The organism is Maribacter halichondriae (genome assembly GCF_027474825.1).
GTDB classification, from domain to species: Bacteria; Bacteroidota; Bacteroidia; order Flavobacteriales; family Flavobacteriaceae; genus Meishania; species Meishania halichondriae.
Window position 1 is genome coordinate 1267460 of the sequence record NZ_CP107030.1, and the last position, 12181, is coordinate 1279640.

At 42.4% G+C, this 12181-nt stretch carries 8 protein-coding genes; all 8 read left to right on the top strand.

The genetic code is table 11. The features are described from left to right. Nucleotides 1-353 precede the first annotated feature (353 nt). The 8 genes from N8A86_RS05830 to N8A86_RS05865 all read left to right on the top strand — a co-directional run bounded on the left by N8A86_RS05830 (nt 354) and on the right by N8A86_RS05865 (nt 12177). Entirely contained in the window at nt 354-1913 is a 1560-nt protein-coding gene (locus N8A86_RS05830; RefSeq protein WP_273568194.1) for a SusC/RagA family TonB-linked outer membrane protein, read from the top strand. Between the two features lie 56 nt (nt 1914-1969). Continuing rightward, entirely contained in the window at nt 1970-3349 is a 1380-nt protein-coding gene (locus tag N8A86_RS05835) for a TonB-dependent receptor domain-containing protein (protein WP_273569034.1), read from the top strand. 10 nt (nt 3350-3359) lie between these two features. Then, nucleotides 3360-3539, top strand: coding sequence for a hypothetical protein (locus tag N8A86_RS05840; RefSeq protein WP_273568195.1), 180 nt, complete (start codon nt 3360-3362; stop codon nt 3537-3539). 44 nt (nt 3540-3583) lie between these two features. Continuing rightward, a complete protein-coding gene (locus tag N8A86_RS05845) occupies nt 3584-4960 on the top strand; it encodes a RagB/SusD family nutrient uptake outer membrane protein (RefSeq protein WP_273568196.1) in 1377 nt (458 codons plus the stop codon). Between the two features lie 70 nt (nt 4961-5030). Continuing rightward, entirely contained in the window at nt 5031-6134 is a 1104-nt protein-coding gene (locus tag N8A86_RS05850) for an FG-GAP repeat domain-containing protein (RefSeq protein WP_273568197.1), read from the top strand. Then, a complete protein-coding gene (locus tag N8A86_RS05855; RefSeq protein ID WP_273568198.1) occupies nt 6113-8317 on the top strand; it encodes an FG-GAP-like repeat-containing protein in 2205 nt (734 codons plus the stop codon). The genes N8A86_RS05850 and N8A86_RS05855 overlap by 22 nt, the downstream gene beginning before the upstream one ends. Then, nucleotides 8277-8876: a hypothetical protein gene (locus N8A86_RS05860; RefSeq protein WP_273568199.1), complete on the top strand. Its 600-nt coding sequence runs from the start codon at nt 8277-8279 to the stop codon at nt 8874-8876. The genes N8A86_RS05855 and N8A86_RS05860 overlap by 41 nt, the downstream gene beginning before the upstream one ends. Then, nucleotides 8860-12177: a VCBS repeat-containing protein gene (locus N8A86_RS05865; RefSeq protein WP_273568200.1), complete on the top strand. Its 3318-nt coding sequence runs from the start codon at nt 8860-8862 to the stop codon at nt 12175-12177. The genes N8A86_RS05860 and N8A86_RS05865 overlap by 17 nt, the downstream gene beginning before the upstream one ends. Nucleotides 12178-12181: the final 4 nt, after the last annotated feature.

The window sequence follows — 12181 nt, forward strand, 5'->3', positions numbered from 1 at the left end:
TCGATTGAAATACCGTGATATACAATAAGGAAAATTAAGTATTAAAAATTCAAGGGAGGAATCTTCTGCCTTATTTTAACATGCTGCAAGATAAGCATCAATATGTTAAAATTTTTAAGACCGTCAAAAAATGCTATATTTATCAAAAAATTACGTTTTCCCAATCTTCTGCCGCTATATATTATGAATCAGATAATTGGAGGCGCAACACTTTATCAATCTGTTATTCCTGAAAGTTATCAACACGAAACCGTTGTAGTGGTTTCTTTATCTCCGATTTACCATGGTTTAACATAAAATTTACATAATTTCATTTTTACAAATTGTTTAACTCAAATTAAAACTAACTCTTTATGAAGATTACACTGCTAAAAAGCTTGCTGATGCTAGGGGCATTTTTATGCTTCGGTTTCATACAGGCCCAAGAAGTGGCCGGAACCGTTTCCGACGCCAACGGCCCCCTACCGGGTGCCAGTGTGGTAGAAAAGGGAACAACGAACGGTACACAAACAGATTTTGATGGTAACTACACACTGACGGTCAGTGATGCGGATGCCGTTCTCTTGTTCAGTTACATTGGTTTCAAAGGACAGGAAATACCCCTTGGCGGCCAAACTACTATCGACGTAACCCTTGAAGAAGATGCCCAGGCATTGGAAGAAGTGGTCGTTGTGGGTTACGGTAGCCAACAGAAAAAGGAGATTACTACCGCGGTAACCAGTGTGGGTGAAGAAGATTTCAACCAGGGCACCGTTAACGATCCAACCCAATTGCTACAAGGTAAAGTAGCGGGTATGACTATTGTCAACAAAGGGGGTGACCCTAACAGCAATGCAACGATTCGCTTGCGAGGTTTATCGACTATCGGTGGTAATCAAGAACCCTTGGTCGTTATCGACGGAGTTTTAGGTGGGTCATTGAATAATGTGGATCCCAATGATATTGCCAACATTACCGTCTTAAAAGACGGTTCCGCTGCAGCGATTTATGGTACTCGAGGTTCGAGTGGTGTAATATTGGTAACTACCAAGTCTGGTAAAACAGGTCAACCATTACAGCTAAGTTATGCCGGCCAATTTGCTACTTCTAGTATTGCCAATCAAATCGATATTATGACCGGTAGCGAATTTCTAACGGCTGGTGGTAACGATTTGGGTAGTGATACGGATTGGATCGACGAAGTTACCCAGACGGGTTATTCTCAAGTACATAATATAGCTGCCGTTGGGGGTACGGGCGATGTTACCTATCGTGTTTCAACCAACTTTAGACGTGCCGATGGTATTCTATATAACTCTGGTTTCGACCAGTTCAACGCACGTACCAACCTTTCGGGCCGTTTGTTCGATGACAAGTTGAAAATTGATTTCAATACAGCGCTGACCTCTAGGGAAAGTAAATTAGGCTATACCGAGGCACTGCGCTATGCGGTTACTTATAATCCTACTGCACCTGTATTTGGTAACGATGCGCCTTTTCCTTTTGCCACATCTCAATATGGAGGGTTCTTTGAAACATTAGGACTTTTTGACAGCTTCAACCCCGCATCTATAGCTCGACAGGCCCAGAACGATCAGACCGCGAGTACGCTGAGTTATAACATCAATCTGAACTACCGGTTCACCGATAATTTCGCGATGAACGTCAACTTTGCGGAACAGAACATTAAAACGGATCGCTCTCAATTCTATCCAACTACCTTATTGTTCAGGGGAAATGCTGTTAGCCCCACGGCACGTGGTCTTGCAAGTTTCTACAATCAGGAACAAAAATTTCTTCTGTTGGAGACTTTTGCAACCTACACCAACACCTTAGGTGATCTGGGCAGCTTTACGCTGACCGGTGGTTATTCCTTTCAGGAAAACGATTTCAATAATTATTTCTTTCAGTTAGGGATTTCCCTCCAGGACTAAATTTCGACTGGAGAAACAATATTGAAAGTGCACAGGATCTTAGAGAGGCAGGTCGTATACAAGCAAATAGCGACAGAGCCGATGGAGATCGTATTGTCGCTTTCTTTGGTAGGGTAAATGCAACTTTCGATGATGCCATTTATTTCAATGCTTCTCTTAGACGTGAGGGTTCTAGCCGTTTTGGTGAAGGCAATCAATGGGGTCTTTTCCCTGCAGTAGCTGTAGGTGCCGACCTCAACAAATACTTGCAATTGGAAAATGTAAATTTGTTAAAAGCTAGAATTGGCTATGGTGTTACAGGAGCGATTCCGCCAGAGGTAGGTTTATTTGAAACTGTATTTACCGTGAATCCCGGATCAAGTGGTTCGGATGGTTCCAGTACAGGTCAGGGGAACAGGGCACCAAACCCAGACTTGAAATGGGAAGAGAAAGGAGAACTTAACTTTGGACTAGAGTACGCTACAAATCGACTTTCCGCAACTTTGGATATCTACAACCGTAATATAAAAGATTTTATTAGTCTGGTCAACGTAGATGCGGCACTTTTTGGAGGTATTAGCCAGCGCTATGAGAACGCAGGTAGAATCAAAACCAATGGTGTCGAACTTACCGTAAATTATGATGCGGTCAAAACTGAAAACCTAAACTACAATACGGGCTTGGTCTTCTCTACGTACAAAACGACCTTGGAAGAAAACCCACAAGGAGATCAGGTCATAGCCAACCTTGGTTCACCGGGCCAAAACAATACCAATGTGATTTTGGTACGTGAAGGTGAGGAAGTCGGCCAAATTTGGGGACCTGTCTTTACCGGTGAAGTCGATGCGGCAGGAACGCCATTACTACAGGATATTAATGGCGACGGCCAACTGGTAACCGACCAGGGAAGCGCCCTATTGGAAGAAGCTGATTTTGAAGTATTGGGTACCGGTTTCCCTGATTTTGAATTAGGCTGGACGAACCAGTTGACTTTCGGCAATTGGGATGCCAATGTGTTCTTCAGAGGCGTTTTCGGTCATAGTTTGGTAAACACGTTCCGTGCGTTCTACGAACCCATTATTGGTTCTCAGGCATCGTATAACTATATTAATACCAAATTTGCAAGACCTGATATTAAAACGGCGCAATTCAGTTCGTACTATGTCGAGAAAGCGGATTTTGTACGATTGGAAAACTTGTCCGTAGGATATAATTTTGATATCAATGGAAGTTTTGTGAAAGATGTTCGCTTGTCGTTAACGGGGCAGAATCTGTTCACCATTACCGGGTACTCAGGTACGGATCCTGAACCAGCTTTACAAGATTTTGGAGCAAATGCTAGTGCCAACACCAATATTCGTGGAAACGGTGCTAACGCTCTTGCACCCGGTATCGACCGAAGAAATAACTATTTTACCCAACGCACATTTACCTTGGGTCTAAATATTAACTTTTAAAAAAAAAACTATGAAACGATTAATTAGATTAACACTTCTCAGTACCGTGCTCATAGCATTTTCGTGTACGGACTTAGAGGACGAATTGGAGGATTCTTTTGTGGAGGATCAGCAATTTTCAAATGATGGCATCTCTGTGGGTGCAGGCGGAGGCGGAGGCGGTGCTCTTTTGGCTCCCTTGACCGATTAAAATCAGGAACTGCCAGTAACACAGGGTTCTTTGCGACCCAGACCGTGACCAGTGATGCAGTTGCCGTAACCCAAAAAGGGGGTGACTGGTTCGATGGAGGTATTTGGATTCAATTACATCGTCATACCTACGGATCTACCCATGACCGTATCAATGAACTTTGGAATCAATCGTATACAGGTATCGGAGAATGTAACACTTCATTGGCAGGTAGCCTTGATGCAAATCAAACGGCACAAGTCAGGGCATTGCGTGCCTATTTATATTGGAGGTTATTGGATGGTTTTGGAAGGGTAAAATTGATTACCGCGCCGGGGGCAGACGCGCCACAATCAGATCGTCAAGCGGTTTTCGATTTTGTAGAAGCTGAACTTTTAGGCGCTCTGGGCGTTCCCGCGATTACCGCAAGTTTGGATCTTTCGGGTAGCCCGCTAACTACAGAAGTCAATAACTACCGTATCAACCAATATGCAGCTTTGGCCATTATTGCCAAATTGTATCTTAATGCTGAAGCGTATACAGGTACGCCCCGATGGCAGGAAGCAGAATGGGCAACGTCATATATCTTGGATAACAGTCCGTATCAATTGTGCGGCGCAGGTTGCACGGTGCCCAATTTAGCCAAAAGACCAGAGGTGCCTTCCGATCCTGAAAATTTAGAAGGTTATTCGGCCATTTTTGCACCGAATAACGAGGGCAATCCTGAAATCATTTGGGCGGTCGATTTTGACGAAAACAACACGGCCAATGGTGGTATGAACTTCAATATGATGACATTGCACGGACCAAGTCAGTTGACTTGGGGTCTTGATGCACAACCATGGAACGGTTTTGTTGTTCTAGAAGAGTTTTATAACAGCCATGGCACCGATGACGGACGCAGACAAATGAACTTTTTACAAGGCCCACAGACCGATTTTGGTGGAAACCCATTGTTAGACTATGCCGCGGATGATGATGACCTTGTTATCGATTACAAACCACCCGTCAATGAATTGGAGCCGAACGCGAAAAGAGATGGTGGAGTACGTATGGGTAAATTTGGTTTTGCCGTCTTCCAACGACAGAATATGAACAACGATTACCCAATCGTTCGTTTGGGCGATGTGCATTTGATGCACGCCGAGGCCGCTTCACGTGCCGCGGGAGATTGGAGCCTTGCCTTACCTGAAGTTAATGTACTTCGAGCAAGGGTAGGTGCTGCGCCGTTGACCACTATGGATGCTGCTTCTTTCTTAGCTGAAAGGGGTAAAGAAATGTTCCAAGAGTCAAGTAGAAGAACCGATCAAATCCGTTTCGGAACCTACGAAGACCAATGGTGGGAAAAAACCGATTCAGATCCGAACAAAAGATTGTTTCCGATTCCTCAAGGGCAAATCGATGCCTCAGGAGGTTCTTTAACACAAAACCCTGGCTATTAATTTAGAAGGTTTATTAAATTGCAAGGGTTGTTCCGAAAAGAACAACCCTTTTTTTATCCATTCATAATTGATGAAGTATTTCTGGATCTTTATAATTATGCTTCATGTTTCTTGCAGTAAAAAAGAAGATATTTCTAAAGAAGTTAATCCGCTTTTTGCTTTGAGGGATTCTTCTATTGGCATATCCTTTGAGAATAATCTTAGCTATGACGAAGCCTTCAACCCATACGTCTACCGGAATTTTTATAACGGCGGTGGCGTAGCGATTGGTGACGTCAACAATGATGGTCTTGAAGATGTTTATTTTACCGGCAATATGGTCGATAATAAACTTTTCTTGAACAAGGGGAATTGGAAATTCGAGGATGTAACCGAACAGACCGGAGTTGCCTGCCCCAACGTATGGTCTACCGGCGCTACTTTTGCGGATATAAACGGAGATGGATATCTTGACCTTTATGTCTGCAAATCAGGAAAACCGGAAGGTAGCAATCGCCATAACGAGCTTTTTATCAATAATGGCCCCGATGCGAAAGGCAATGTTTCCTTTACGGAATCTTCAAAGCAATATGGCCTAGATGTGGAAGGCTTATCGGTACATGCCGCTTTTTTCGATTATGACAGAGACGGCGACTTGGATGCCTATGTATTGAACAATTCATTACGATCTATTGGGGGTTTTGATTTAATAAAAGACCAGCGCAAAATTCCGGATGCCAGCGGTAACGGGAATAAGTTCTTTAGAAACGATGGAGAAGTCTTTACCGATATCACGGAAGAAGCAGGTATCTATTCCAGTAAAATAGGATTCGGACTTGGTATTACGCTAGGGGACTTCAACAATGACGATTGGACGGATATTTTTATTTCAAACGACTTTTTCGAACGAGATTACCTTTACATAAACGATACGAACGGAAAATTTGAGGAAAAACTAGAAGACTATTTTGGGTCTATTTCGATGGGCTCCATGGGGGCCGACTTGGCCGATCTTGACAATGACCAATTGACCGATCTGGTAGTGACCGAAATGCTTCCCACCAGTGAAGAAAGAAAAAAACCAAGACCCTGTTCGAGTCTTGGGACAAGCAACAACTTGCTATCAAACAAGGCTATTTTAATCAATTCCCGAGAAATACACTACAGCGAAATATGGGCGGTGGAAGCTTTCTAGAAGTCGGAAGACAAACCAATGTGGCGGCGACCGAATGGAGTTGGGGCGCCCTGTTATTCGATATGGACAATGATGGCCTACGCGATATCTTTATAAGCAACGGTATCTATAAAGATTTGCTCGACCGAGATTATCTTACTTATGATGCCGATGAGGAAACAGTGCGCAACAGAATTAAAAACAATCAAAAAAATGCGATTACAGGGCTCATCGATGCAATGCCTTCCCAACCTGTGCCAAATGCAGCTTTTAAAAATCTTGGTGCTTTCGATTTTGAGAACGACACCGAAGACTGGGGTTTGAATGAGCCAAGTTTTAGTAATGGTAGCGCCTACGGGGACCTGGATAATGATGGTGACCTAGATCTGGTAGTCAACAATGTCAATATGCCCTCGTTCATCTATGAGAACAAAACGGACACCTTGACGCATCGGGGTACTACCTTGAAATTTATCCAACAAGGTAAAAATACGAATGCTATTGGCGTGAAGGCCAAAATAAAATATGGGGATTATGTAGCGTATGGCGAAAACTTTGCTTCCCGAGGATTTCAAAGTAGTGTGGCCAACGGAATTCATTTCGGGGTTGGAAAAACCCAAACGATAGATACGCTGTGGATTACATGGCCGGATGGTACAACATCATATAAAACCAACTTGGCAACCAATCAAGTCCACATCGTACAAAAACTGGGTTCCATACCACAATCCGTATCAGAATCAGCACTTACAAAATCTTCCGTTGCGGAACCGATTTCCTCATTATTTGATTTTGGACATGATGAGAACGAATACATCGATTTTAACAATGAACGCCTTTTGCCGCAGATGTTCAGCAATGAAGGTCCGGCGTTGGCTTCGGGTGACATAAACAACGATGGGGTACCCGATTTTTTTATCGGCGGGGCAAAAAATCAATCTGGTGCTTTATTTATCTCCTCTGGGGAAAGTTATTCAGAAATTACTGCTCCATTCTATGGTGATATCGGTTCAGAAGATACCGATGCTTTATTTTTCGATGGCGATAACGACGGTGATTTAGATTTATATGTCTGTCATGGCGGTAAGGCCTTTTCCCCCTACTCGACCGCCTTGAACGATTCATTTTATGAAAATGATGACGGTAACTTTAGCAAAGTCAAAAGTACACTGGGCATGTCAGCACCGATAAGTTCATCAGTAGTTAAGGCCGAAGACTATGACCAAGACGGAGACCTAGACCTTTTTGTAGGCGAGCGATACAAACCCAATCTGTATGGTCAACCAGGGTCAGGTTTTTTATTGGAAAACGATGGTAAAGGCAATTTTGCGCCCATAAAGAATGTAGCATTGGTAAATATTGGAATGATAACGGATGCCCATTGGGCCGATATCAATAATGATGGCTGGCATGACCTCATACTTGTTGGCGAATGGATGGGTATCAAAATATTCATCAATACCGCAGGAGAATTGACCGACAAAAGCGAAAATTTTGGCCTCGGAGATACTTCAGGACTTTGGACAGCCTTAGAAGTTTCCGATGTCGACGGTGATGGTGACGAAGATCTAATCGCGGGCAATCTTGGACTGAACAACTTCTTCGAACCCGATATGCGAATGTATATTTCCGATTTCGATGGTAATGGATTTCAAGAACAGATTATTTGCAAGAAAAAAGACAGCAAATACTATCCGATTGTTGATAAGGACGAATTGATTTCGCAAATTCCCGCTCTCAAGAAAAAACTCCTCTATTATAAAGATTATGCACAAGCGGATATGCAATCGATTTTTTCAACGCAAGTGTTGGAAAAAGCCTCGGTATTGAACATTAAAATCTTGGAAAGCTCTGTGTTTTATAATAAAGAAGGAAAATTTGTAAGACAGGGACTACCCCATGAAATTCAATACGCACCCGTCTATGAAATTGTGGCGAACGATATTGATGCCGACGGAAACCTTGACCTATTGTTCGGGGGAAACCAACATTCGGTGAAACCACAGTTCGGAAGGTATGATGCTTCAAAGGGATGGGCTATCTTTGGGCCACATTTGAAAGATGACGTTCAAAGTGTAAAAAACCTTGGTATTGAAGGGCAAATTCGAGGTATCAAATGTGTTGATTATAAGGGCCAAAAAATAATACTAGTAGCAAGAAATAATGACAAAACGGTTTTCTATAAAATTTCTAAAGACCAATAAACTGGCACTAGTTCCGGTTTTGGTTTTTATGTTTGGTTGTGCCGGGTCTGAATATTCCGAGTTGGTCAAAAACGAAATGGCCAAGGGTATTGTTCATGATTCCCTTGTATTTGGCATGAAGTTCGGCCAGACCAAAAAAGAATTTTTCGACCAATGCTGGAAACTTAACAGTAAAGGGCTGATTTCCCAAGGGCCGCAGAACCAATCCGTAAAATACAAACTCCCCATTAAGGATAGTACTGACCTGAAATCATCGATGATTATGTTATTCTACGGAAGTTTTGATGAAAAAAACATCATGAACGGTATGGATTTGCAGTTTTACTATGAATTTTGGGCTCCTTGGAATAAGGCCTTACAATCGGACAAACTTCGATTCGCCGTAAAGGATTCTTTGGAAAAATGGTATCCCGGAAATCAATTTATCACGGTGGAAAAAGATAACAAGGAAATGTTGGTCAAAGTTGATGGCAATAGACGTATGATCATCAAACCTTTGGACGATGAACAATTCGTGAAAGCTAAAATAGACGATTTGAGGGATGTACTCGAAAAATAAGAAATATTCGTTCAAGCTATTCCGTTTCTGGGTAGGTCTCTTTATGGTATTGCTCTTGGCAAACTGTACTTCCAAACCAGAAAATTCCGAATCTACGGAGCGTCGGACTGTTTTTGAACTATTGGACTCTACCGAGACCGATATTGGTTTTACCAACGATCTTTCGTTCGACAACGCTTTCAACGTATATAAATATCGTAATTATTATAACGGAGGTGGAGTTGCCATAGGCGATATCAACAATGATAGCCTACCGGATATTTATTTTATCTCAAACCAGCAGCAGAACAAATTGTATTTGAACAAAGGCAATTTCAAATTCGAAGATATCACGGAAAAAGCAAAGGTCGGCGGTTCAAGACCATGGTCTACAGGAGTTGCCATGGTCGATATCAATGCCGATAGCTATTTGGATATTTATGTTTGTAATTCCGGAGACCTCAACGGAGAGAACAAACAGAATGAACTTTTTATAAACAACCAAGATGGCACGTTTTCCGAAAAAGCGGCAGAATATAATTTAGATGACAAAGGGTTTTCTACGCATGCCTCCTTTTTTGATTATGATAAGGATGGGGATCTTGATGCCTATATTCTAAATAACTCCTATCAGGCCATCGGTAGTTTTGACCTTAGACGCAATGAACGCCCCAAACGGGATTTATTGGGCGGAGATAAATTGATGGAAAACGTGGATGGAAAATTCATCGATGTCAGCAAAAAAGCTGGAATATACGGAAGCGTCGTCGGTTTTGGCCTCGGCGTTACTGTCGGTGATGTGAACAATGATGGTTGGGAAGATATCTATGTGTCCAACGACTTTTTCGAACGTGATTACCTGTACATCAATAATCAAGACGGTACATTTTCGGAGCAATTGGAAAACCAGATAACCGCGATCAGTGGTGCTTCAATGGGTGCCGATATGGCCGATATCAACAATGATGGGTACAATGATATTTTCGTGACAGAAATGCTGCCTTCCGATTACGAACGCCTAAAATCAGTAACTACTTTTGAAGATTGGAATACCTACCAACTAAAAGTGAATAGCGATTACTATCATCAATTTACCCGAAATACATTTCAGCTCAACAATACCGATAATTCTTTTAGTGAAATAGGCAGGTTGAGCGGCGTGGAAGCTTCCGATTGGAGCTGGGGGGCACTAATTTTTGATATGGATAACGACGGCCTTAAAGACTTGTTCATTGCCAATGGCGTTTATCGTGACCTTACTGACCAAGACTATTTGCGTTACGTTTCCAACGAAGAAGTGATGCGGTCCATCATGACCGATAAGACTATCGATTATTCTAAATTGATTGATATTATTCCTTCAAATCCCCAAAAAAACCATGCTTACAAAAACCTGGGCGGATTGAATTTCGAAAATTATAAGCAATCAGGACTCTTACAAGAAAGCTTTTCCAACGGCTCGGCCTACGGGGATCTTGACAATGATGGTGATTTGGATCTTGTGGTCAACAATCTTAATATGCCCTCTTTCATCTATCAAAACACTACCATGGAATCCGGTCAGGGGCACTATCTCAAATTCAATCTGATAGGAGAAGAAAAAAACAAGAACGCACTTGGTTCAAAAATCGAGATTTCCCCCATGGGCATTTCCATAGAAAATCAACCGGTCCGAGGTTTTCAGTCGAGTATGGACGTTCGGCCCAATATCGGATTGCCTTCCGAAGAACCGGTATCCATATCGGTCACATGGCCTTCTGGAAAAATCACTGAGCTTGAAAATGTAAAGGTCGATCAAACCTTGACCCTTTATGAAAAAGAGGCCCGAATCATCGAAGGCGAAACCCATACGAACAATACCTCCCTTTTTGAAAAAGTGGATTCCCGAATTGAATATGTACACCAGGAGAATCGTTTCGTAGATTTTGATCGCGATCGCCTTTTGCACCATATGTGCAGTACCGAAGGTCCGAAAATTTCGGAAGGCGATGTAAACAACGATGGCCAAAAAGATTTTTACATAGGAGGTTCCAAAGGAAATTCCGGAACCTTATTTTTAGCACAAAACAACAGATTCGTCGAAAAAAATATTCCCGATTTTGAGACGACCAAAGATGCCGAAGATGCCGGAAGTCTCTTTTTCGACGCCGATGGAGACGGAGACCAAGATCTATATGTCTGTAGCGGTGGCGTAGAGTTTTCAAGATATTCCCAAAGTTTTCAAGATCGATTGTACTTTAATGATGGTAAGGGCAATTTCAAACTATCCGAACAAAAACTTCCGAGCAAAACATCGGTACACAGTACTTCTACGGTAGTGGCCTCTGATATTGATGGTGACGGGGATCAAGACCTTTTCGTGGGCGAGCGCATCGTCCCCCTAAATTATGGAACGCCTTGCTCAGGCTTTATCCTGCAAAATGATGGCAAAGGTAATTTTACCGAAATCACGGAAGAGAAGGCCAAAGTATTGAAAGGAATCGGAATGATAACCGATGCCCTTTTTCAGGACTTAGATGACGACGGGGATGATGACTTGATGTTGGTCGGAGAATTCATGGGCGTAGCGGTTTTTACAAACGAAAATGGTTCTTTTTCAAGAAACGCCGACAATCAACTTTCCAATCTAAAAGGTTGGTGGAATACCATAGAAAAAGCAGACTTGGATGGCGATGGTGATATCGACTTCGTTTTGGGCAACCATGGTCTGAACAGTCGATTTAAAGCTACCGAAAACTATCCGATAACCCTGTTTTCAAAAGATTTCGATGGTAACGGATTCATAGATCCTATTTTGACCTTTCGCTCTAAAGATGGAAAAGACTATCCTTATGCCCTTCGGCACAATCTGACCGAACAGATGAAAATGTTGACCAAACGGTTTCCTGATTATAAATCGTTTAAAAATGCCAGTATTAGCGATATTTTTACTCCCGAAGAACTGAGCGGGGCAAATAGATTAGAGGCGAATCTTCTTGCTTCGGTTATTTTGGTCAATGAGGGTGGGCTGAACTTCAAGGTACAAGAATTGCCACTTCAGGCACAGTTCGCTCCTATTTATGCCATCGCTACACATGACTTTGATGCTGATGGCGACCAAGATATCGTATTAGGTGGTAATCTATATGGTGCAAAACCCGAAGTAGGTCGTTACGACGCCTCTTATGGAACCTATTTGGAAAACATAGGAAATCTCCAGTTTAAGCCCTATAACGACGGTGATGGCTTTAAAGTAAGCGGTGAAATACGGGATTTTATGATCACCGGAGAAAAACTTCTAGTTGCGCGCAATAGCGATTCGCTGGCCATGTTTAAATTTTAGAATA

Excerpts from the sequence above, each read along its gene's own strand:
- N8A86_RS05830 (WP_273568194.1), top strand. The coding sequence starts at position 354 with ATGAAGATTACACTGCTAAAAAGCTTGCTGATGCTAGGGGCATTTTTA.
- N8A86_RS05840 (WP_273568195.1), top strand. The coding sequence starts at position 3,360 with ATGAAACGATTAATTAGATTAACACTTCTCAGTACCGTGCTCATAGCA.
- N8A86_RS05850 (WP_273568197.1), top strand. The coding sequence starts at position 5,031 with ATGAAGTATTTCTGGATCTTTATAATTATGCTTCATGTTTCTTGCAGT.
- N8A86_RS05855 (WP_273568198.1), top strand. The coding sequence starts at position 6,113 with ATGGGCGGTGGAAGCTTTCTAGAAGTCGGAAGACAAACCAATGTGGCG.
- N8A86_RS05860 (WP_273568199.1), top strand. The coding sequence starts at position 8,277 with ATGACAAAACGGTTTTCTATAAAATTTCTAAAGACCAATAAACTGGCA.
- N8A86_RS05865 (WP_273568200.1), top strand. The coding sequence starts at position 8,860 with ATGTACTCGAAAAATAAGAAATATTCGTTCAAGCTATTCCGTTTCTGG.